15 protein-coding genes and 1 tRNA gene are annotated in these 21,799 nt (G+C 67.7%); 9 read left to right on the forward strand and 7 right to left on the reverse strand.

The genetic code is table 11. From position 1 onward, the window contains the following. Positions 1-12 precede the first annotated feature (12 nt). Positions 13-1,032, forward strand: coding sequence for an NAD-dependent epimerase (locus ABE454_RS04875; protein ID WP_346529647.1), 1,020 nt, complete (start codon positions 13-15; stop codon positions 1,030-1,032). 58 nt (positions 1,033-1,090) lie between these two features. On the opposite strand, the gene ABE454_RS04880 is transcribed toward ABE454_RS04875, so the two are convergent. Next, positions 1,091-1,166 (reverse strand) — tRNA-Ala (locus ABE454_RS04880). A gap of 122 nt (positions 1,167-1,288) precedes the next feature. Between ABE454_RS04880 and ABE454_RS04885 the strand changes: the two genes are divergently transcribed. The 5 genes from ABE454_RS04885 (at position 1,289) to hisS (ending at position 5,971) form a co-directional block, all read left to right on the forward strand. Next, positions 1,289-1,594 carry a YggT family protein gene (locus tag ABE454_RS04885; RefSeq protein ID WP_087141580.1) on the forward strand — a complete coding sequence of 102 codons (306 nt, stop codon included), beginning with the start codon at positions 1,289-1,291 and terminating at the stop codon, positions 1,592-1,594. A 120-nt stretch (positions 1,595-1,714) separates the two neighbouring features. Continuing rightward, the gene (locus tag ABE454_RS04890; RefSeq protein ID WP_346529650.1) at positions 1,715-2,593 is read left to right on the forward strand and encodes a 3-hydroxybutyryl-CoA dehydrogenase; all 879 of its coding nucleotides are present in this window, start codon (positions 1,715-1,717) and stop codon (positions 2,591-2,593) included. After that, positions 2,593-3,162, forward strand: a complete 570-nt coding sequence (locus ABE454_RS04895) for a hypothetical protein (protein ID WP_346529652.1) — start codon at positions 2,593-2,595, stop codon at positions 3,160-3,162. Before ABE454_RS04890 ends, ABE454_RS04895 begins: the two co-directional genes overlap by 1 nt. Positions 3,163-3,220: 58 nt before the next feature. After that, positions 3,221-4,441 carry a DUF418 domain-containing protein gene (locus ABE454_RS04900; protein ID WP_346529653.1) on the forward strand — a complete coding sequence of 407 codons (1,221 nt, stop codon included), beginning with the start codon at positions 3,221-3,223 and terminating at the stop codon, positions 4,439-4,441. Between the two features lie 57 nt (positions 4,442-4,498). Next, positions 4,499-5,971 (forward strand): histidine--tRNA ligase, encoded by a 1,473-nt coding sequence (hisS, locus tag ABE454_RS04905; RefSeq protein ID WP_346529656.1) that lies wholly within the window; start codon positions 4,499-4,501, stop codon positions 5,969-5,971. Positions 5,972-6,455: 484 nt separating this feature from the next. On the opposite strand, the gene ABE454_RS04910 is transcribed toward hisS, so the two are convergent. Continuing rightward, on the reverse strand, positions 6,456-8,576 hold the full coding sequence (locus ABE454_RS04910) for a M13 family metallopeptidase (RefSeq protein ID WP_346529659.1): 2,121 nt from the start codon (positions 8,574-8,576) through the stop codon (positions 6,456-6,458). 455 nt (positions 8,577-9,031) lie between these two features. Between ABE454_RS04910 and ABE454_RS04915 the strand changes: the two genes are divergently transcribed. Both ABE454_RS04915 and ABE454_RS04920 read left to right on the forward strand, forming a co-directional pair. Continuing rightward, on the forward strand, positions 9,032-9,688 hold the full coding sequence (locus ABE454_RS04915; protein WP_346529661.1) for a TetR/AcrR family transcriptional regulator: 657 nt from the start codon (positions 9,032-9,034) through the stop codon (positions 9,686-9,688). 151 nt (positions 9,689-9,839) lie between these two features. Next, complete coding sequence (locus ABE454_RS04920; protein WP_346529663.1) at positions 9,840-12,281, forward strand: membrane-bound PQQ-dependent dehydrogenase, glucose/quinate/shikimate family; 2,442 nt, start codon at positions 9,840-9,842, stop codon at positions 12,279-12,281. A gap of 189 nt (positions 12,282-12,470) precedes the next feature. On the opposite strand, the gene ABE454_RS04925 is transcribed toward ABE454_RS04920, so the two are convergent. The 5 genes from ABE454_RS04925 to ABE454_RS04945 form a co-directional block, all read right to left on the reverse strand. Then, complete coding sequence (locus ABE454_RS04925; protein ID WP_346529666.1) at positions 12,471-13,745, reverse strand: glutamate-5-semialdehyde dehydrogenase; 1,275 nt, start codon at positions 13,743-13,745, stop codon at positions 12,471-12,473. Then, positions 13,742-14,908, reverse strand: a complete 1,167-nt coding sequence (gene proB / locus ABE454_RS04930) for a glutamate 5-kinase (RefSeq protein WP_430825676.1) — start codon at positions 14,906-14,908, stop codon at positions 13,742-13,744. Before proB ends, ABE454_RS04925 begins: the two co-directional genes overlap by 4 nt. Positions 14,909-15,097: 189 nt before the next feature. Next, entirely contained in the window at positions 15,098-16,537 is a 1,440-nt protein-coding gene (locus ABE454_RS04935; protein WP_346529669.1) for an efflux transporter outer membrane subunit, read from the reverse strand. Further along, positions 16,538-19,807: an efflux RND transporter permease subunit gene (locus tag ABE454_RS04940; protein WP_346529671.1), complete on the reverse strand. Its 3,270-nt coding sequence runs from the start codon at positions 19,805-19,807 to the stop codon at positions 16,538-16,540. It lies immediately after the preceding gene. A 30-nt stretch (positions 19,808-19,837) separates the two neighbouring features. Then, positions 19,838-21,025, reverse strand: a complete 1,188-nt coding sequence (locus ABE454_RS04945) for an efflux RND transporter periplasmic adaptor subunit (protein WP_346529673.1) — start codon at positions 21,023-21,025, stop codon at positions 19,838-19,840. Positions 21,026-21,188: 163 nt separating this feature from the next. Here ABE454_RS04945 and ABE454_RS04950 point away from each other — a divergent pair, with 163 nt between their 5' ends. After that, positions 21,189-21,782 (forward strand): TetR/AcrR family transcriptional regulator, encoded by a 594-nt coding sequence (locus ABE454_RS04950; RefSeq protein ID WP_346529675.1) that lies wholly within the window; start codon positions 21,189-21,191, stop codon positions 21,780-21,782. Positions 21,783-21,799 lie beyond the last annotated feature (17 nt).

Here is a 21,799-nt window from a genome sequence, read left to right on the forward strand (position 1 = left end):
TCGCAGCCGGTCATGAGCGATCCCGTACTGGTCACCGGTTCCGCCGGTTTCATCGGCTTCCACACCGCCCGGCGCCTGCTGGAGCGGGGCGAGGTCGTGATCGGGCTGGACAACCTCAACGCCTATTATGATCCGGCGTTGAAACAGGCGCGGCTGGCGCAGCTTCAGGCCTATCCGAACTATCGCCACCACACGCTGGATCTGGCCGACCGCGCGGGCGTCGCGGCTCTGTTCGCCGCCGAGACGCCGCGCCGGGTGGTGCATCTGGCGGCTCAGGCAGGCGTCCGCTACAGCCTGGAAGCGCCTGAAACCTATGTGGATTCCAATATCGTCGGCTTCCTCAGCATCCTTGAGGGATGCCGTGCGGTGGGGGCGGCCAATCTGGTCTTCGCCTCGACCAGTTCGGTGTTCGGGGCCAATCGCGCCCTGCCGTTTTCGGTACGCCAGCCCGCCGATCACCCGCTGACCGTCTATGCCGCGACCAAGCTGGCCAATGAGGCCATGGCCCACTCCTACGCCCATCTGTTCGGCTTTCCGGCCACGGGCCTGCGGTTCTTCACCGTCTATGGACCGTGGGGCCGTCCGGACATGGCCCTGTTCAAATTCACCCGCGCCATCCTGAAAGACGAGCCGATCGACGTCTACGGCGAGGGCCGGATGAGCCGCGACTTCACCTATGTCGACGACATCGTGACGGGCGTGATCGCTGCGCTGGACCGCCCCGCCGCGATCGATCCGGCATGGGATGCGACAGCCCCCAATCCGGCGACCAGCGGGGTCGCGCCGTGGCGCATCCTGAACCTGGGCGCAGGCCGCTCGGTGCCGCTGATGCGCTATATCGAGGTGCTGGAGACCAAGCTGGGCCGCAAGGCGAAGCTGAACCTTATGCCGATGCAGGACGGCGACGTGGCCGACACCGAGGCGGACGTCACGGACACCCTGGCCGCCCTCGACTACGCCCCCTCGACCCCGGTGGAGGAGGGCGTCGCCCGCTTTGTCGACTGGTACTGCAACTTCTACCGCGAAAACTGAGGCGCAGGACGGGCCCCCTGAAGGGCGGTCTAACGTCAGCGATTTTGCGGAGATGCCCTGGTGGAGCCGAGGGGAGTCGAACCCCTGACCTCGTCATTGCGAACGACGCGCTCTACCAACTGAGCTACGGCCCCGACCGACAGGCAGGGGCGGGACATAGAAGCGTGCAGGGGGGCGTGTCAACGGGCCGCGCACGAATCCTTGGCGTTCTGGCGGCGGACCGCTAGAAGCGGCGTGAACGAAGCAGGAGTTTCTCATGGGTTTCGCCCTTGTCTGGCTGGTGAACGCGGTCGTCACCCTGATGATCTGGTGCATCATCGCCTCGGCGATCCTGAGCTGGCTGTTCGCCTTTGACGTGATCAATCCGCGCAACCGTTTCGTGGGCCAGATCGCCTATGTGCTGGATACGGTGACGCGGCCCATTCTGGGGCCGATCCAGCGGGTGGTGCCGTCACTGGGCGGTATCGATATCACGCCGATCATCGCCCTGCTGGCGCTGCAGTTCCTGAGCGTGCTGTTCAACCGGACGGTGGCGCCGATGCTGATCATGTCGCTGGGCTGATCGACGCGAAGCCGTAACCACAGAATCCGCCCTCGGAGCCCAATCCGCCCTTGCGCGATGCGAGCGGGCTCCTAAGGTGCCGACGACAGGTCCGGTTGGACTGCATTTCACGCGTAATTCATGACCACGATCAGGACAGTCGCCATCATCGGCGCCGGGCAGATGGGTTCGGGCATCGCTCAGGTGGTGGCCTCCGGCGGCTATGAGGTGAAGCTGTATGACGTCGCGCCCGACCGCGTGACGCTGGCGCTGGGCGAGATCGCGGCCAGTCTGGCCCGCCGCGCCGCGCGCGGACTGTCCAGCGAAGCCGAGGCGCACGACGCCATGAGCCGCATCAAGGCCGTCGCCAGTCTGGCCGAGGCGGCCGAGGCCGATCTGATCATTGAGGCGGCGTCCGAGGAAGAGGCGGTCAAGAAGGCCGTCTTCGCCGAACTGACGCCCCTGCTGGGGGCGCAGACGCTGCTGGCCTCGAACACCTCGTCGATTTCGATCACGCGGCTGGCCTCGGTCACGGACCGGCCCGAGCGCTTCATCGGCCTGCATTTCATGAAGCCGGCGCCGACGATGAAGCTGGTCGAACTGGTGCGCGGCATCGCCACCTCGGCCTCGACCTTCGAGACGGCGGTCGCCTTCGCCGAAAGCCTCGGCAAGACGACGACCGAGTCCGAGGATTTCCCCGCCTTCATCGTCAACCGCATCCTGGTGCCGATGATGAATGAGGCGGTCTATGTGCTGTATGAGGGCGTCGGCGACGTGGCCTCGATCGACAAGGCGCTGAAGCTGGGCGCCAACCATCCGATGGGGCCGCTGGAACTGGCGGACTTCATGGGGCTGGACGTGGCGCTGGCCATCATGAACGTGCTGTATGAAGGTCTGGCCGACAGCAAATATCGGCCCTGTCCGCTGCTGGTGAAATATGTCGAGGCCGGCTGGCTGGGCAAGAAGAGCGGGCGCGGCTTCTATGACTACTCCGGCGCGACGCCGGTTCCGACGCGCTGATGGCCGCCGTTCCTCCCTCCGTTCCGGGCATGAAGCGCGTGGCGCCGCGACGCGGTGCGGCCGCTCTGGTTCCGGCTGCGCTGGCGGCGGCGGCCTGGCCTCCGCTGATCCTGACCCTGTTCATCTGGCCGCCTGAGAATTGGGCGTCGGGCGTGGATACGGACTGGCGGCTGGTGATGCTGACGGTCGGTCTGATCGCGGCGCCGGTCGGTCTGTGGGTTTTGCTGAACAGCCATGAGAAGACCGGGCGCCCGTCGACGCGACTGGGCGTGGTGGGGCGGTTCACCGTGTTCGGCGGCCTGCTGGCGGCGGCGATGCAGACCATCATGGCTGTGGTGATGGGGACGCTGGCGGGGCTGTCGTCACAGACCTTTTCGCAAGGGTTAGGCGCGATCGAGACGGCCCTGTTGATCTATGGCGTCGGCGGCCTGCCGCTGGCGATCATGATGGGCGTCAGCTACGCCCTGTGGGGCGGGGTCTGCGTGGCGTGGCTGGCCTTCGCCCCGGCGCCGCCGCCGGTTCGCAACCGCATGGGCGTCATGTCCGAACGGGACGTTACGGGGATTTAACGTTAACGGGTGCGGCGGTCCCGCCTAGCCTTGGCCCGATGCGGAACAGGGGATGGGCATGAGGGATCTGACAGCCGCGGCCGAGCCCGCGCCGGTGGCGACGGGACAGCGCATCCAGACGCTGGACGTTTTGCGCGGCGCGGCCGTGCTGGGGATTCTGGCGGTCAATGCGGCGGCCTTCGCCCTGCCGATGGTGGCGATCGAAATGGCGCCGGAGCAGTCGCCGTTTCCAGCGGTCGCGGGAGTGTCGGGCGTGGCCCAGTGGGTCGTCGACGTCTTCTTTCGCCAGAAGTTCGTGACCCTGTTCTCCATGCTGTTCGGCGTGTCGGTCTTTCTGGTCGGCGGCGAGCGGGGGGATGAGGCGAAGGGGCGCGTCCTGCGTCGGCGCCTGATGTTTCTGGCCCTGTTTGGCGTGATCCACGGGGCGGCCTTCTGGTACGGCGACATCCTGCTGCTCTATGCATGGGCGGGGCTGTTCATGATGCTGATGCGCTCGATGTCTGCGCGGCCGCTGATCTGGATCGGGGCGGGGGCGACGGTTGTGATGGCCGTGCTGCAGGCCGGGCTGATGCTGGCGACGGCGCGCTTTCCCGAGGCGATGCAGGGCGGAGCGGCGGCGGATGGGGCGGTGGCCGCCGTCATCGCCGCCTATCAGAGCGGCTGGGTCTGGGCGGCGCTGGAGAACCTGAAGGCCTGGGCCTTCATGCAGGGCCTCAGCCTGTTCCTCTATGTGTTTTCGACCGTGGCGCTGATGATGCTGGGGCTGGGCCTGTTCAAGGCGGGCTTCTTCCACGGCCGGGTCAGGTCATGGATCTATCTGGTCCTGATGGCGGGCGGTGCGGTGGTGCTGGCGCTGCTGGGCGTGCTGGAGTGGCGGGAGGTTCAGGCCGGGCCAGCCGTCGAGGCGACCGGCGGCTGGGCGGATGTGGTCGGATCGTTTCCGCTGATCGTCACCTTGGGCTACGCCTCGGTCCTGATCCTAGCGACGACGCGGGGCGTGGGCTGGCTGCGCAAGGCTCTGGCGCCGGTGGGGCGGATGGCCTTCACCAACTATCTGACCCAGACCCTGATCATGACGACGATCTTCTACATGCCGTGGGGGCCGCGCCTGTTTGGTCAGGTCGACTATCCGATGCAGTGGGCCATTGTCGTCGGCGTCTGGGCGCTGCAGTTGATCTGGTCGCCGCTGTGGCTGTCGAAGTTCACCATGGGGCCGTTCGAGTGGCTGTGGCGGCGCCTCAGCTATGGCCGCGACCTGCCGCTGCGCCGCACGGCTTGAGAGCCTCGGGCGGACTGTGAGTTGCGGCGACGGAACTGATGGCTTAATCGCCGCCTCATGACCGACGAAGCCTCCAACCGCCCCGAAGCCCGCGCGCCGCGTGGGTTCGCCGACCGTCGCGGCCGCGACCTGACCGCCGAGCGCCGCATCGTCGCGCGCGTGTCCGAGGTCTATGAGCGCTGGGGCTTTGAGGCGCTGGAGACTCCGGCGTTTGAATACGCCGATGCGCTGGGCAAGTTCCTGCCCGACGCCGACCGTCCGAACGAGGGCGTCTTCGCGCTTCAGGACGATGACGATCAGTGGATGGCCCTGCGCTATGACCACACGGCGCCGCTGGCCCGTTTCGCTGCGCAGAACTGGGAGACACTGCCCAAGCCGTTCCGCCGCTACGCCTATGGGCCGGTGTGGCGCAATGAGAAGCCGGGGCCGGGCCGCTTTCGCGAGTTCTGGCAGTGCGACGCCGACACCGTCGGCTCCGACCGACCCGAGGCCGACGCCGAGATCATAGCCATGGGCTGCGAGGGCCTGCGCGCGGCGGGGCTGGCGGCCGGGCAGGCGGTGATCCGCGTCTCCAACCGCAAGCTGTTCGACGGCCTGTTCGACGCGGGCGGGATCACCGATCCTGTGCAGCGGCTGACGGCTCTGCGCGCGGTGGACAAATACGACCGTCTGGGCGTCGAGGGCGTGCGCCTGCTGCTGGGCGAGGGGCGTCTGGATGAGTCCGGCGACTATACCAAGGGCGCCAATCTGCCCGCCTCGGTGATCGGTGCGATCGAGGCGTTTCTGGCCTCGGCCGAGACGCCGGGCCTCAGCCGCGCGGGCGTGCTGGACGCTGTGTCAGGCGCTGCCCTGGGCGCAGCCGGCGAAGAGGCTCTGAAGGAACTGGCCGCTATCGACCGCGCGCTGAACGCCATGGGCGTGTCGCAGGACGACGTGCGCTTCGATCCGACCATCGTGCGTGGTCTGGAATATTACACCGGGGCGGTGTTCGAGGCCGAACTGCTACTGGACACCAAGGATGAGAAGGGGCGCACGGTGCGCTTCGGCTCGATCGGCGGCGGCGGGCGCTATGACGATCTGGTGTCGCGCTTCACCGGCCAGTCGACCCCGGCGACGGGCTTCTCGTTCGGCGTGTCGCGTCTGGCCTCGGCCCTGCGCGCGGCCGGTCGCGGCGGCGAGGATGAGACGCGCGGGCCGGTGGTGGCCATCGTCTTCTCTGAAGACGACATGCAGCACTACCTCGACGCTGTGTCCGAGCTGCGGGCGGCGGGCATCCCGGCCGAACTGTATCTGGGCCGGGCGGGGATGAAGGCGCAGATGAAATACGCCGACCGGCGCGGGGCTCCGGCCGCCGTCATTCTGGGCGGGGATGAGATCGCCGCCGGTCAGGTGACGATCAAGGATCTGGACGCCGGACGCGCCCGCGCCGCCGCCATCGCCGACAACGATGCCTGGAAGGCCGAGCGTCCGGGCCAGCAGACCGTGGCGCGCGATCAACTGGTCGCCGTGGTTTGCTCCATTATCGAATAGGCTTCGATAATATCCATGACGAAGACGTGAGTTATCGACGTTCACTTACGAATGCGCCCGGTTTCCGCCGTGGGCTGATTGACTCGAACCCCCCGATGGCGTCATTTGGTCTCACTCAAGAGGCGCAGCGAAGAGACGCAGCGACATCTTGAAGGCGTTTCGGGGAGGAAACGTCCGCTCCTTAGAGAGCGAGAAGGCCCGCTGCGATGTATCCCCCGCAGCGGGCTTTTTCATGCCTGAGAGTCAGGTCTGTTGTTGAAGGGTATTCGAGAGCGCTGAGGCGGTGGCTTGGGGCGCTCTACTTCTGGGCGTGTGGCCGCGAGGGCGGCTGATCTTTGGCGAGGGTCTGAGGAAGCGTGAGCGCGCGCCTTCACTGGATCCTCGGGTCAAGCCCGAGGATGACGGCAGGGGATGAAACTGGCCGCAATGAAAAAGGGCCGGAGCGTCGCCGCTCCGGCCCTCTTCATTCAGCAGGCGTCGCGCCTTACCAGATGCGGACGCGGTCTTCCGGCGCCAGATAGTATTTGGTCCCCGGCTTGATGCCGAAGGCTTCATACCAGGCGTCGACGTTGCGCACCGGGCCGATGACGCGGAACTCGGCGGGGCTGTGCGGATCGGTGGCGATCTGGTTCTTCAGGGCGTCCTCGCGGTATTTGGACTGCCACACCTGGGCCCAGCCGTAGAAGAAGCGCTGGTCGCCGGTCGTGCCGTCGATCACCGGGGCGGGCTGGCCCTTCAGCGACAGGTGATAGGCCTCAAGGCCCACCGCCGTGCCGGCCGCATCGCCGATGTTCTCACCCATGGTCAGGCCGCCCTGGACGTGGAAGCCGGGCAGGGGCTCGAACTGGTCATACTGGGCGCCCAGACGCGTGGTCAGGCTCTCGAACTTGGCCTTGTCCTCGTCGGTCCACCAGTTGCGCAGCACGCCGTCGCCGTCGGACTTGGAGCCCTGATCGTCGAAGCCGTGGCCGATCTCGTGGCCGATCACGCCGCCGATGCCGCCGTAGTTGACGGCCGGGTCCGCGTCCGGATCGAAGAAGGGCGGCTGCAGGATGGCGGCCGGGAAGACGATCTCATTATTGGCCGAGTTGTAATAGGCGTTCACCGTCTGGGGCGTCATGCCCCACTCGGACTTGTCGACCGGCTGGTGCAGGCGGGACAGGCGGTAGTCCCACTGGAACTGGCCCATGCGCTGGCTGTTGCCGAACAGGTCGTCGGCCTTGATCTCCAGCCCCGAATAGTCGCGCCACTTGTCCGGATAGCCGATCTTGACGGTGAATTTGCGCAGCTTCTCCTGAGCCGCCGTCTTCGTCTCGGCGCCCATCCAGGTCAGGTTGTCGATGCGGTGCGACAGGGCCGTGCGCAGATTGGCGACCAGTTCTTCCATCTTGGCCTTGGATTCGGCCGGGAAGTATTCGGCGACATAGAGACGGCCCGCCGCCTCGCCCAGGGCGCCCTCGGCGAAGCTGATGGCGCGCTTTTCACGGCTGCGCTGTTCGGGCTGGCCGCCCAGATCGCGCGAATAGAACTCCCACTGGGCGTCCGAGAAGCGTTGCGACAGATAGGGCGCCGCATCGTCCGTGGTGTGGAAGGCCTGCCACGCCTGCAGGGTCGCCACCGGCGTCGCGGCGAACAGGGCCGCCATCTTCGGCATGGCCGTGTTTTGGCGCACGATCACCCGATCGACGTCGCCCAGACCGGCGGCGTTGAAATAGCCGGCCCAGTCGAAGCCGGGCGCCTCTGCGGTCAGGGTCTGGATCGTATAGGGGTTGTAGGTCTTGTCGCGGTTGCGGTTCTCGATCGGGGTCCAGTGGGCCTGGGCGATGCTGTCTTCAAGCGCGATGATGGCGGCGGCCGAACCGGCCGGGTCGGCCCAGCCGATGTTGGTCAGGGTGCGCTCGATATAGGCCTGATACTTCTCTTTCTTATCGGCGAAGCGGGCGTCCAGATAATAGTCGCGGTTGGGCATGCCCAGACCCGACTGGCCGGTCGAGACGGCGTAACGGTTGGGGCTCTTCTGGTCGATGGTGATGCCGGTGCCGAAGAAGGAGCCGCCGACGCGGCCCTGGGTCTGGCCCATATAGGCGGCGATCTTCTCATGGCTGTCGGCGGCGCGGATGGCGGCCAGATAGGGGGCCAGGGGCTGGGCGTCCAACTGGTCGACGCGGGCCTGATCGATGAAGGCGCGATAGGCGTCGGCGATCTTCTGCTCGTCCGAGCCCGGAGCCAGATCGCGGCGCGCGGCCAGATCCGTCACCAGCTTCTTCATGCGGTTGTCGGACAGTTCGCGCAGCAGGGCGAACGAGCCGTAGGAGGTGCGGTCCGACGGAATGGTCAGCTGGTCGATGGCCGCGCCGTTGGCGTAGCGGAAGAAGCTGTCGCCCGGATCGACCGAGGTGTCGCGACCGGCCAGATCAAAGCCCCAGCTGCCGTAGCGGGGCGCTTCCACGCCCTGCCAGCCCGAGGCGCCGCCCTGGGCCGCCGGGGTCTGGAACAGTTCGAAGACGGTGCAGGCTTCATCGATGCAGGCGTGGTCGTGCGCCATGGCGGCGGCGGCGGGGGCCAGAAGGGCCGCTGCGGCGACTCCCGCGAACAGTTTCCTCATGCGTCGTTTCCTCAATGTCTGTGTGGCCGATCGCCATTGCGACGCGGCCAGCGCATACGCCGGGGCCGCAAGCGACCCTGGCTGGTGTTACGGTGTTAAGAAATTTCAACCGCCAGTGCGAGCATGGATTGAGTTTCGCCCGGCGGAGACGTCATTCCGCCGGGGAGGACGTAGCGGCGGGGGCGGGCAATAAAAGGCAGATACTGCCAAGCTTCATGCCGAAACACGTCTTGAGCGCCACGGTATCCGTAGGAACCCCTAGTCGTTTTGAGCGCCAAAACGCTTTATGGCAGAGTTTTATGCCGTTCATGACCCATTTTGGTCACTGTTCGGTGATGAAAGTTCGCTCTTCCTCCTAGAAGCGCAGCAGTCGTCAATCATCAGCCCCCGTCATACCGATGGTCGGGCGGAATGGGCGAACGCCGCGCAAAAAACGAAAGTCAGAGTCGTCGCCGATGCCTGAAACTTCCTCGACCGTCCCTGCCGCCGCCGAAGCCCAGCCTCGGCTGAACCGTCGTCAGGCCGCCAAGGTCCGGACGCGTCAGAAGGTTCTGGACGCCGCCCGCACCCTCTTCGCCGAGCGCGGCTATGACGCCGCCACCATCCGCGACATCGCCAAGGGCGCGGGCATGTCGACCGGCGCCGTCTTCGCCAACTTCCAGGACAAGGCCGAACTGTTCGAGGCCGTCTTCTCGGAAGAGATGGAAGGCATGCTGGCCGATATCCGCACCGCCATCGCCGCCGCCGACGGCCGCGTGCTGGAGCGTTTGTCCAGCGGCCTGACCGCCGGTTATCACCGCTCGCTGGAGCATCTGCCGCTGATGCAGGCCATGGTGGCCCGCTCGTGGTTCCAGCCGGAAGACGCCGACGAGCGTTCGCGCGCCTTCGTCCGCCCGCTGGTCGAGGCCGTGGCCCAGGTGCTGCAGGCCGGGATCAGCGAAGGCGAAGTCCGCCAGGACGTCGATGTCGAACTGCTGGCGCGTCTGATCTGGGACGTCTACGTCATGAATTTCCGCTTCGCCGCCTATGACGACTGGGGCATCGAAGAGCTGACCGGCCACATCCGCAAGCAGCTGGAACTGATCATGTCCAGCCAGCTGGCGCGTCAGTAAGCCCAACGAGAATCCGCCATCAGGGGCCGTGCGTCGAGCAGACGCGCGGCCCCTTTTGCATGGGGCATGTCACTGTTTTTCAGATCAGGGGGAACGCGGGTCTTTCTGGCGTGTTGCAGTCCAAGGCCAAGCTGAATGTGGGAGGGCGCCGATGTCGTCCATCGAACGCGGACGCGGGTTTGGAAGCGTCCTTGTCAGGCTTCTGGGGATCATCATCGGCCTGATCGGCCTGACGCTGGTCATCGGCGGGGGCCAGCTGATGATGCTGGGCGGATCCGCCTATTATCTGATCGTCGGCCTGCTGATGATCGTGTCGGGCGGGCTTTTGGCCCTGCTCAGACCGTTCGGCGCCTGGCTGTATGTGGCCATCTTCATAGGCACCGTGGTCTGGGCGCTGTGGGAGGTCGGGCTGAACGGCTGGGCCCTGGTCCCGCGCGTGGTGGCGCCGCTGGTGCTGTTGATCGCCGTGGTGTGCAGCTTCCCGGTTCTGAAGCGCGAAGGCGGCGGAGGCCGGCTGATGCTGGGCGGTCTGGCGGCCGTCGTGGTCTTCGGCCTGATCTCCGGCGTGGTGGTGGCACAGGCGAACAAGGCGCGGGTGCTCAGCCCCGTTCCCGGCGCCGCGAACGGCGGCGTGGGCGATCCGGCGATGGTGAAGGTCGGCGCCGACTGGCCCGCCTGGGGCGGCTCGGACAGCGCCCAGCGCTATTCCCCGCTGAACCAGATCAACAGGGACAATGTGAAGGGGCTGCAGCGCGCCTGGACCTTCCGCACGGGCGACCTGCCGGACGAACGCTGGGGCGCCGAGACGACGCCGCTGAAGATCGGCGACACCCTTTATATGTGCTCGGCCCGCAACCGGCTGTTCGCGGTCGATGCGGCGACGGGCAAGCAGAAGTGGACCTATGACCCCAAGGTCGCCGACGACCAGATTCCCTATACCGCCGCCTGTCGCGGCGTGACCTACTACGCCGCGCCCAATGTCGATGCGGCCCAGCCCTGCGCCACGCGCATCATCGAAGGCACGCTGGACGGCCGGCTGGTGGCGGTGGACGCGCGCACGGGCGTTCCCTGCGCCGGCTTCGGGAGCAACGGCTCGGTCAGCATCAAGCACGGCATGGGCGACCCCTATCCCGGCATGGTGTCGATCACCTCGGCGCCGGTCGTGGTGCGCGGCGTGGTGGTCACGGGCCATCAGGTGCTGGACGGCCAGAAGCGCTGGAACGCCTCCGGCGTCATTCAGGGCTTTGACGCCGTGACGGGCGAGCTGCGCTTCGCTTGGGACATGATGCGGCCTGACATCACGACGACGCCGCCCGAAGGCGAGACCTATACGCCCGGCACGCCGAATATGTGGACCACGGCCACGGCGGATGAGGCGCTGGGGCTGGTCTTCCTGCCGATGGGCAATTCCTCGGCCGACTACTATTCCGGCCTGCGCCGTCCGGCGGAGAATGAATATTCGACCTCTCTGGTCGCGCTGGACGTCACCACGGGCAAGCCGCGCTGGCATTTCCAGACGGTGCGTAAGGATGTCTGGGACTATGACCTGGGCTCGCAGGCGACGCTTGTCGACATGCCGGTCAATGGGGCGATGGTCCCGGCGGTGATCCTGCCATCCAAACAGGGCGACCTCTATATTCTGGACCGCCGCACGGGCCAACCGCTGCACAAGGTGGAGGAGCGCCGCGTGCCGCAGGGCGGCGTCGAGCCGTCGCAACGCAGCCCGACCCAGCCCTTCTCCCTGTTCCACACGCTGAGGAAGGCTGACCTGACCGAGCGTGACATGTGGGGCATGTCGCCGATCGACCAGATGGTCTGCCGCATCCAGTTCCGTCAGGCGTCTTATGACGGCTACTTCACCCCGCCGACGGCGGACCGCTACTGGATCCAGTATCCGGGCTATAATGGCGGTTCGGACTGGGGCGGCGTGGCGGTCGATCCGGCGCGCGGTGTGATCGTCGCCAACTATAACGACATGCCCAACCACAACCGTCTGGTGCCCCGCGCCGAGGCCGACCGCCTGGGCTGGTTCCCGCGCGACGACCCTCGCTACATCGAGCGCGAGAAGGAGGCGGCCAACCGCGGCGGCAATCTGTCGAAGTCCAAGGCCGAGGGCGCGGGCGATCCGCAGATGGGCGTGCCCTACGCCATCGACGTCAATGCGGGCTGGCGGGTCAAGTTCACCGGCCTGCTGTGCAAACAGCCGCCCTATGGCGGGATGCGCGCCATCGACCTGAAGAGCGGCCGCACCCTGTGGGATCGTCCGTTCGGCACGGCGAGGAAGAACGGACCGTTCGGCATCCCCTCCATGCTGCCCCTGGAGATCGGCACGCCGAACAACGGCGGATCGGCCGTGACGGCGGGCGGGCTGATCTTCATCGCCGCCGCGACGGACGACCTGATCCGCGCCATCGACATCGAGACGGGCAAGACGGTGTGGTCGGACGTGCTTCCGGCAGGCGGTCAGGCCAATCCGATGATCTATGAGCAGAACGGCCGCCAGTATCTGGTCATCATGGCCGGCGGCCATCACTTCATGGAGACGCCGCGCGGGGACTATGTGATCGCCTACGCCCTGCCCGAGAAGAAATAGGGCGCGGCGCCTCTCCCTCCCCGTCCCGGGGAGGGTGGTCGCGAAGCGTCCGAGCGGGGAGGGCTGGGTGATCGGCCCTCCGCGCCTGATGTGTCAGTGCTTGTATAGCCTTGCCGCCCCCACCCGGCTTCGCCCTGACGGGCTCAGCCACCCTCCCCGGGACGGGGAGGGAGAGGCGTGGCGTTTGTTTCAGGGGCGCGTCTGGCCTTCGCCGCGCACGACGTATTTGTAGGTGGTCAGCTGTTCCGCCCCGACCGGCCCGCGCGCATGCAGCTTTGAGGTCGAGATGCCGATCTCTCCGCCGAAACCGAACTCGCCCCCGTCGGCGAACTGGGTCGAGGCGTTGATCAGGACGATGGCGCTGTCGACGCCGTTGGCGAAGCGCTCGGCGGCCTGCTCGTCGGTGGTGACGATGGCCTCGGTGTGGCCCGAGCCGTAAGCGCGGATGTGCGCAATAGCGCCCTCCACGCCGTCCACCACGCGCACCGACAGGATGGGAGCCAGGTATTCGGTGGTCCAGTCGGCCTCCACTGCTTCGTCCATGCCGGGAACCAGAGCGCGGGCCTCGGCGTCGCCGCGCAGTTCGCATCCGGCGGCGATCAGATCAGCGGCGACGGCGGGCAGCAGGCGCTCCGCCGCCGCGCGGTCGACCAGCAGGGTCTCGGTCGCGCCGCAGACAGAGACGCGGCGCATCTTGGCGTTCAGGCTCACGCGGCGGGCCACATCGAGGTCTGCGGCGGCGTCCAGATAGGTGTGGCACAGGCCCTCGAGGTGGCCCAGCACGGGCGCCTTGGCTTCGGCCTGCACACGGGCGACCAGGCTCTTGCCGCCGCGCGGAATGATCAGGTCGACGGCGCCGTTCAGACCCGACAGGATGGCGCCGACGGCCTCGCGGTCCGGGACGGGGACCAGTTGGACGGCGTCGGCGGGCAGGGCCGCCTCGCCCACGGCCCGGGCGACGACGGCGGCGATGGCGCGTGACGAATCCAGACAGTCCGAGCCGCAACGAAGGATCGCCGCATTGCCGGACCGGAGGCACAGGGCGGCGGCGTCGGCGGTGACGTTCGGGCGGCTCTCATAGATGACGGCCAGCACGCCGATCGGGGTGCGGACGCGGGCGATGTCCAGACCGTTGGCCGGGGTCCAGCGGGCCATTTCGCCGCGGACAGGATCGGGCTGGGCGGCGATGGTTTCGACGGCGACGGCCATGCCCTCGACGCGGGCGGGCGTCAGGGCCAGCCGGTCGATCAGGGCTTCGGACAGGCCGCCGTCGCGGGCGCGGGCCACGTCGCGGGCGTTGGCGGACAGGATGTCGGCCTCGGCGGCGCGCAGGCCTTTGGCGAGGCGGTGAAGGGCTTCGGTGCGCGCGTCCGGCGTCGTGGCGCGCAAGGCGTCGGCGGCGGCGCGGGCGCGGCGGCCCATGTCGATCATCATGTCCAGCATGGCGGCGTCGAGGTCGCTCATCGGTCCTCCAGAACCAGATCGTCGCGGTGGATGACGACCGAGGGCCCGCGATAGCCCAGCAGGCCTTCGATGGCGTCGGAATGGCGCCCCCGGATCAGGGCGATTTCCTCGGCGGCGTAGGACGCCAGACCGACGCCCAGCCGCGCGCCGTCAGGGCCGCTCAGGCGCACGCTGTCGCCCTTGCCGAAATCGCCGCTGACGGCGATGACGCCGGACGGCAGCAGGCTCTTTCCGGCATGGAGGGCGGCGACGGCCCCGGCGTCCAGCGTCAGGGCGCCGCCGGGCGCCACGCTGCCCGCGATCCATTGCTTCCACGCAGCCAGAGGGGTGGCGGGGGCCAAAATCAGGCTGGCGCGGGCGCCGTCGGCGATGGCCTTCAACGGGTGGTCGGTCAGGCCTGAGGCGATGATGGTGGCGCACCCGGCCGAGGCGGCGATCTGGGCTGCCGCCAGCTTGGTCGCCATGCCGCCCGTGCCGACCCCGGCCTGTGTGTTGGCGCCAGAGGCCATGGCCAGAATGTCGGGCGTCAGCCGCTCGATCAGCGGCAGGTGGCGGGCGTCGGGGTCGCGACGCGGATCGGCGGTGTAGAGGCCGTCTACATCGGACAGCAGCACCAGCAGGTCGGCCCGGCCCAGTTGTGCGGCGCGGGCCGCCAGCCGGTCGTTGTCGCCATAACGGATCTCTTCGGTGGCGACGGTGTCGTTCTCATTGACCACGGGGATGACGCCGTGGCCCAGCAGCGCCTCCAGCGTGGCGCGGCCGTTCAGCCAGCGACGGCGGCGCTCGGTGTCGTCGCGGGTCAGCAGCACCTGACCGACGACCAGTCCGTGGGGCGCGAGGGCCTCTTCCCATGCGTGCATCAGCAGGGACTGGCCCACGGCGGCGGCCGCCTGTTTGTCCTGAAGGCGGCCGGTCGGCAGGTTCAGTCTGCCGCGTCCCAGCGCGACGGCGCCGGAGGAGACGACGATGACCTCACGACCCTGTCGGCGCAGCGCGGCGATGTCGGCGGCCAGACCGGACAGCCAGTCGGCGGCGACGGCCCGGCGTCCGGCGTCGAACAGCAGGGACGAGCCGATCTTGACCACGACCCGACGCGCCTGCGTCAGGGCGGCGGCGGGCGAGGCGGTCTCAGGGCGCTGAGAGAGGGCGGAGGAGGCGGTCACACAGCCTCACTATCGCAAGATCATCGTTCCGGCCAAGCGCGCGGCGATGATTATTCATTTGGGCGTGCCGATTGTCTGGTTGCGATGAAATATATTCGTGTGTCGGGTCTGTTCAGCAGAAGAAGCGCCAAAGAAAACGCCCGGCTGGCGAACCAACCGGGCGTCTTGATTTCAGCGTGGAGCTGAAGGTCAGGCTTCGGGGTCGGGCGCCTGATCCCAGCCGCCCGCCAGAGCCTTGAACAGGCCGATCTGATAGGTCGTCACCTGGGCCTCCGAAGCGGCGAGGGAGGCGTCGGCGCTGGCCAGCGTCCGTTCGGCGTCCAGGACCGTCAGGAAGCTGTCGGCGCCCGCGTCGAAGCGCAGGCGCGACAGCCGCGCGGCGGTGGCCGCCTGATCCCGCGCGGTGCGCAGGGCCATGCGGCGGTCCAGTTCGTTGGCGTAGGCGCTGAGCGCTGTCTCGGTTTCCTGCAGCGCCGTCAGCACGGTCTGGTCGAAGGTCGCCAGGGCCGCGTCCGACTGGGCGCCCGCCTGTTTGATCTGCGCCCGGGCCGCCCAGACGTTGGGGAAGGACCACGAGATCAGCGGGCCGACGTTGAACCGCATATGGGCGTCCTTGCCCAGATCCGAGGAATCCAGCGCCATCGAACCGATCGACCCGCCCAGACGTATGCTGGGGTAGAGGTTGGCCGTGGCGACGTTGACGCGGGCGGCGGCGGACGACAGGCGGGCCTCGGCCTGACGCACGTCAGGACGGCGGGCCAGAAGGGCGGCGCCGTCGCCGACCGGGATCGGCTGCGACAGTTGCGGCGGGGCCTGACAGGCGCGGGCGGCTTCGCTGGCCTCGGCCGGGGTGCGTCCGGTCAGCGTCGCCAGACGGAACAGGGCGCCGTCGCGCGACGCCCGCAGGGGCGGCAGGCTGGCGCGGGTCTGTTCCAGGGCGGCGCGGGCGCGGGCCACGTCCAGACCATTGCCGGCGCCCCCGTCCAGCAGGCGCTGGGTCAGGTCGACGGTCTGGGTCTGCAGGTCGATGGTCCGCTCGGCCACGCCGATCTGGGCGTTGGCCGAACAGGTGTCGGCATAGGCCCGTGCGGTTTCGGCCGCGACGGTCACCCGCACGACTTCCAGCGCAGCGGCGGCGGCGGCCACGTCGCCCCGCGCGGCGCGGATGGAGGACTCCACCCGGCCGAACAGGTCGATCTCATAGGAGACGTCGAGGCCGACGTCATAGCTGTCGACTTCCGGCAGCTTGGCGCCGCCCGCCGTGGGTACGGTGTCGGTCGAGGCCCGGCTGCGGTTGTAGGCGGCCGATGTGGTGGTGGTCGGGAACCGGCCCGAGCGGGCTTCGGACAGCGAGGCCCGGACGGCGCGCAGATTGGCCGCGGCCGCCTCCAGCTCGTTGTTCTCGGTCAGGGCCTGCTGGATCAGGCCGTCCAGCGTCGGATCCTGATACAGCCGCCACCAGTCGTCCCGGGCCGCCGCGGTCGAGACCGAGGCGGACTGCGAGCCGACGAAGGCGCCCTGGCCTTCGACGGGGAGGGTGGGGAGGGGCGCCTTGGGGCCCACCGCGCAGGCGGCGAGCAGGGCGGCCGACCCCGCGGCGGTCAGCAGAGTGCGGAGTTTGCCGTTCATTTACGCATCTCCCTGGCGCGGAGCGGCGGGAGCCGGTTCCGGGCCGTCGGGGTCAAAGGGGTCGTGCGGCGTGGAGCCGAAGCTGGTCGGAAGCTCGCGATCCTTGCCCGGCGCCTTGGGCAGTTTGCCCGCCATCCAGCGACAGATGACATAGAAGACCGGGGTGAAGATCAGACCGAAGAAGGTCACCCCCAGCATCCCATAGACGACCGCGATGCCCAGGGCGTTCTGCATCTCCGAGCCGGGGCCCGAGGCGATGGCCAGAGGCAGCACGCCGAAGATGAAGGCGAACGAGGTCATCAGGATCGGGCGCAGGCGCTGACGGGCGGCCTGAACGGCGGCCTGCCAGCGGTCGAGGCCTTCGTTGTCCTCGGCCTGTTTGGCGAACTCCACGATCAGGATGGCGTTCTTGGCCGCCAGCGCGATCAGGACGACCAGACCGACCTGGGTCAGGATGTTGTTGTCCAGACCATGCAGGTTCACCCCCAGGATCGCCGCCAGAATACACATGGGCACGATCAGGATGACCGCCAGCGGCAGGGTGAAGGCCTCATAGTTGGCGGCCAGCACCAGGAAGACGAAGACCACGGCCATCAGGAAGATGATGGTCGACCCGCCGGCCGCCGCCTTCTCCTGCAGGGCGATTTCGGTCCATTCGTAACCGAAGCCGTCGGGCAGGGTCTTGGCCGCCAGCTCTTCCATGGCGGCGATGGCGCTGCCGGTCGAGACGCCCGGCGCCGCTTCACCCTGCAGTTCCGAAGCCGGGAACAGGTTGTAGCGAACGACGCGCGAGGGACCGGAATCGTCGGCCAGGGTCGTCACCGCGCCGACCGGCACCATGCCGCCCGAGGCCGAACGGACCTTCAGGTTGGCGATGTCGGCCAGCTTGTCGCGATAGGCAGGCTCGGCCTGGGCGGTCACGCGGAAGGTGCGGCCCAGGAAGTTGAAGTCGTTGACGTAGGTCGAGCCGAGGTAGGTGCCCAGGGTGCTGAACACGGCTGAAGGCTGGACGCCCATCAACAGAGCCTTGTCGCGGTCGACGTTGGCGGCGATGCGCGGCGAGCCGGTGTTGTAGAGGCTGAACACCTGCTGCACCTGATCGGGCGCCTGGGCGGCGGCGCCCATCATGGCGAAGGTCGCGCCTTCCAGGGCCTTGAAGCCTGCGCCGGAGCGGTCCTGGATCATCATCTTGAAGCCCGAGCCGGTGCCCATGCCCTGAACGGGCGGAGGCGACAGCATGAAGATGGTGGCTTCCTCGATGACGCCGGTGGCGCCGCTGAGCGCGCCGGCCAGGGCGGCGGCCTTCAGTTCGGGGCGGGTTCGCTCTTCATAGTCGTCCAGCTTGATGAACATGGTCGCGGCGTTGGACGACAGCGAGAAGCTGGAGCCGTCCAGACCGGCGAAGGCGGTGACCTGCAGAACGCCGTCAGTGTTCTTGACGATGTCGACGGCCTTGTTCATCGCGGCCTTGGTGCGTTCCAGCGAGGCGCCGGGCGGCAGTTGGACCACGCCGATCAGGACGCCCTGGTCCTGGTCGGGAATGAAGCCGGTCGGGGTGTCGGCCATGCGCCAGCCCGTCAACGCCAGAAGACCGGCGTAGACGACAAGCATCAGGGTGGTCATGCGGATCAGGCGTCCGGTCAGGCGGCCATAACGGTCCGAGACCCAGTCGAAGCCTTCGTTGAACTTGGCTCCGGCCCAGCCGACATAATAGGTGACGGTGCCCAGCAGGCCCGGCTTGCGGTGATGGTCGTGGTCTTTGTGCGGCTTGAGCAGCAGAGCCGACAGGGCCGGCGACAGCGTCAGCGACACCAGAAGCGAGATCAGCGTCGCCGAGGCGATGGTGACGGCGAACTGACGGAAGAAGATGCCGGGGATGCCGGGCACGAAGGCGGTCGGCACGAACACCGAGGTCAGCACCAGGGAGATGGCCACCAGGGCGCCCGACACTTCCTGCATCGAACGATAGGCGGCTTCCTTGGGCGTCAGACCCTCGCGGATGTAACGCTCGACGTTCTCGACCACGATGATGGCGTCGTCGACGACGATGCCGACGGCCAGAACCAGGGCGAACAGCGACAGGGAGTTGATCGAATAGCCCAGCGCCAGCTGCACCGCGAAGGTGCCGACCAGGGCGACCGGGATGGCCAGGATCGGGATGATGGCCGCGCGCCAGGTCTGTAGGAAGACCAGGATGACGATCATCACCAGGAAGACGGCTTCGATCAGCACGTGCTCCACGGCCGAAACCGAGGCGGCGACGTATTCCGTCGGGTTATAGGGGATGGCGTATTTCACGCCCGGCGGGAAATCGGCCTTGATCTGGTCCAGTTCGGCGATGACCGCGGTGGCCGTCGACAGGGCGTTGGAGCCCGGCTGCTGGATGATGGCGACGCCGACGCCGCGCTGGCCGTCGAAATAGCCTTCAACGCCATAGATTTCCGAGCCCAGCTCGATGCGGGCGATGTCGTTGACGCGGGTCACGCGACCCTGGGCGTCGGTCTTGATGACGACCTGGCCGAACTCTTCAGGGGCCGACAGGCGGCCTTCGACCTGAACCGGCAGCTCGAAAGCGGCAGCGTTGGTCGGGAAGGGAGGCTGGCCGATCGAACCGCCGGCGGCCTGGATGTTCTGGGCCTGCAGGGCGGCGACGATTTCCGGCGCGGTCAGGTCGCGTGCGGCCGCCTTGGCCGGATCGATCCAGATGCGCATGGAGTAGTTGCCGCCGCCGAAGACCATGACGCCGCCGACGCCGTCGATCCGCAGCAGGCGGTCGCGGATCGTCGACTGGGCCATGTTGCCCAGATAGTCGCTGTCGATGCCGGGGTCGTCCGACGTCAGCGAGGCCAGCATCAGGAAGCCCGAGGACTCCTTGTTGACGACCACGCCGACCTGACGGACCTGCGCCGGAAGGCGCGGCTCAGCCAGGGCGACCCGGTTCTGGACCAGCACCTGGGCGGTGTCGAGATCGGTGCCCGGCTGGAAGGTCACGGTGACCTTCACCTGGCCGTCCGAGGAGGACGACGAGGTCATGTAGAGCATGTTCTCGACGCCGTTGATTTCCTGTTCGAGCGGCGCAGCGACCGTCTCGGACAGGGTTTCAGCCGAGGCGCCGGCGTAGGAGGCGGTGACGCCGATGGTCGGGGGCGCGATCTCTGGATACTGCGCCAGCGGCAGCATCGGCATGGCGAATGCGCCGACCAGGGTGATGAAGACCGAGATCACGATCGCGAAGATCGGTCGGTCGATGAAGAAGCGGGATATGTTCATGAATCAGGTTCCGGCCCGTGAGCCCCCTCCTCAGCCGGCGCTGGCGACGAAGGTGGCGGACGAAGCGACGGGCGCCGTGGTGACGGGCGCCTGGGACTTGGTTTCCTCGGCCTTGATGGTTCCGTTCTGGGCGGTGACCTTCTGGCCCGGACGGGCGCGCTGGATGCCGTTGATGATCACGCGGTCGTCGGGCGTCAGGCCCGTGCGCACGACGCGCAGGCCGTTGGCCAACGGGCCCAGCTGGACCGGCTTGGCGCCGACCGTGCCGTCCTTGGCGACGACATAGACCACCTTGCGCGGACCGTCGGTCACGACGGCGGAGTCCGGCACCAGCATGGCGGCGTAACCGCCCGAGCCCGCCAGCTGGGCGTGGCCGAACATGCCCGGCTTCAGGAAGCCGTCAGCGTTCTGCACCACGGCGCGCAGGCGGATGGTGCCGGAGGAGGCGTCGATGGCGTTGTCGGTGAAGTCCAGCGTGCCGGTGCGGTCATAGCTGGTCTCATCCTGCAGACGGATGCGGATCGGGGCCGAACCGTTGCGCGCGTCGCGCTGATACTTCAGCGCCAGGGCTTCGGAACCGTCGAAGACGAAGTAGATCGGCGAGGCCGAAACGATGGTCGTCAGGATGTCGCCTGCCGACGAACCGCCGCCGATCAGGTTGCCCGGATCGACGCGGCGGTCGGACACGCGGCCCGAGATCGGCGCGGTGACGCGGGTGAACTCGAGGTCCAGCTCACGCGTGCGGATGGCGGCGTTGGCGGAAGCCAGCGAGGCTTCTGCGGTCTGGACGGCGCCGCGCTTGGTGTCGACCTCGGCCTGGGACACGGCCTGGGAGGCCAGCAGGCCCTCGGCGCGGGTCAGTTCGGTGCGGGCCAGCGTCAGCTGCGCCTGGCTCTGGGCCAGCTGGGCGCGGGCGGCGGCCAGGGCGGCCTGGGCCGGACGCGGATCAAGGGTGAACAGCAGCTGGCCCTGACGGACATTGTCGCCGTCCTTGAAGTGGACCGACTGGATGTAGCCGCCCACCCGCGCACGCACGTCGACGCTGCGCGGCGCTTCGAAACGGCCGGTGAATTCGTCCCAGTCTACGACCTGTTGCGACAGGGGCGCGGCCACTGTGACGGGCGGCGCGCCCTGGGCGGGCGCTTCCTGTCCCTTGGAACAGCCATAGAGAGCAGCCGCCATCAAAGCGGACGCGGCCGCGATCTTAACCGTGCGCATCGGCGCAATCTCCTCGGGAGTAACGTGATCAGAATGGACTGTGCGCACTAAGGGGAGGATGCGTCCAGTCAACACTGGCTGACTTAAAGACGACGCAGGCAGCGCTTGTCAACGTCTGATGACAAGGCCATATAGCCCGTAAGGTTTATTGGAGTGCGACCAATTGGTCCTTTGCGACGTCCCACGACCGCGTAACGCCAACGCCACCCGCCAGGCCATTCTCGAGGCCGCGCGGGAGCGTTTCTGCGCCGAAAGCTATGATGATGTCGGCATGCGCGATGTGGCGCGCGACGTCGGCGTCGATGCGGCGCTGATCAGCCGTTACTTCGGTTCGAAGGAAGATCTGTTCGTCGCCGTCATGGACAGCTGCAAGAACGGCCGCGACCTGATGGACGGCGACCGGGCCGATTTCGGCGAGCGTCTGGCGCGTGAAATCGTCTTCGGCGACCTGGCCCCGTGCGATCAGAACGACGGCGAGGTCAAGATCCGGGGGCTGCTGATCCTGCTGCGCTCCATCGGTTCGACCAAGGCGATGGATCTGGTGCAGCGCACCTCGAACGTGCGTTTCTTCGAGCCTCTGACCCAGTGGATCGGCGGGACGGATGCGCCGGTGCGCGCCCGGCTGGTGGCGGGCCTGATCATGGGCATGGCCATCGGCCGCGAGCTGTCCGACGGTTTCGCCAGCCTGGATGCGGAACAGAAGGCGTCCCTGTGTCGCCGCATGGCCACGGCGCTGCAGGGCCTGATCGACGGCTGAATTGAAAAGAGGCGGAC

Source organism: Brevundimonas diminuta, from assembly GCF_039673845.1.
GTDB classification, from domain to species: domain Bacteria; phylum Pseudomonadota; class Alphaproteobacteria; order Caulobacterales; family Caulobacteraceae; genus Brevundimonas; species Brevundimonas diminuta_E.

Excerpts from the sequence above, each read along its gene's own strand:
- ABE454_RS04945 (WP_346529673.1), bottom strand. The coding sequence starts at position 21,025 with ATGCGCACGGTTAAGATCGCGGCCGCGTCCGCTTTGATGGCGGCTGCT.
- ABE454_RS04920 (WP_346529663.1), top strand. The coding sequence starts at position 9,840 with ATGTCGTCCATCGAACGCGGACGCGGGTTTGGAAGCGTCCTTGTCAGG.
- ABE454_RS04895 (WP_346529652.1), top strand. The coding sequence starts at position 2,593 with ATGGCCGCCGTTCCTCCCTCCGTTCCGGGCATGAAGCGCGTGGCGCCG.
- ABE454_RS04910 (WP_346529659.1), bottom strand. The coding sequence starts at position 8,576 with ATGAGGAAACTGTTCGCGGGAGTCGCCGCAGCGGCCCTTCTGGCCCCC.
- ABE454_RS04875 (WP_346529647.1), top strand. The coding sequence starts at position 13 with ATGAGCGATCCCGTACTGGTCACCGGTTCCGCCGGTTTCATCGGCTTC.
- ABE454_RS04935 (WP_346529669.1), bottom strand. The coding sequence starts at position 16,537 with ATGAACGGCAAACTCCGCACTCTGCTGACCGCCGCGGGGTCGGCCGCC.
- ABE454_RS04925 (WP_346529666.1), bottom strand. The coding sequence starts at position 13,745 with ATGAGCGACCTCGACGCCGCCATGCTGGACATGATGATCGACATGGGC.
- hisS (WP_346529656.1), top strand. The coding sequence starts at position 4,499 with ATGACCGACGAAGCCTCCAACCGCCCCGAAGCCCGCGCGCCGCGTGGG.
- ABE454_RS04900 (WP_346529653.1), top strand. The coding sequence starts at position 3,221 with ATGAGGGATCTGACAGCCGCGGCCGAGCCCGCGCCGGTGGCGACGGGA.
- ABE454_RS04890 (WP_346529650.1), top strand. The coding sequence starts at position 1,715 with ATGACCACGATCAGGACAGTCGCCATCATCGGCGCCGGGCAGATGGGT.
- ABE454_RS04915 (WP_346529661.1), top strand. The coding sequence starts at position 9,032 with ATGCCTGAAACTTCCTCGACCGTCCCTGCCGCCGCCGAAGCCCAGCCT.
- ABE454_RS04885 (WP_087141580.1), top strand. The coding sequence starts at position 1,289 with ATGGGTTTCGCCCTTGTCTGGCTGGTGAACGCGGTCGTCACCCTGATG.
- ABE454_RS04940 (WP_346529671.1), bottom strand. The coding sequence starts at position 19,807 with ATGAACATATCCCGCTTCTTCATCGACCGACCGATCTTCGCGATCGTG.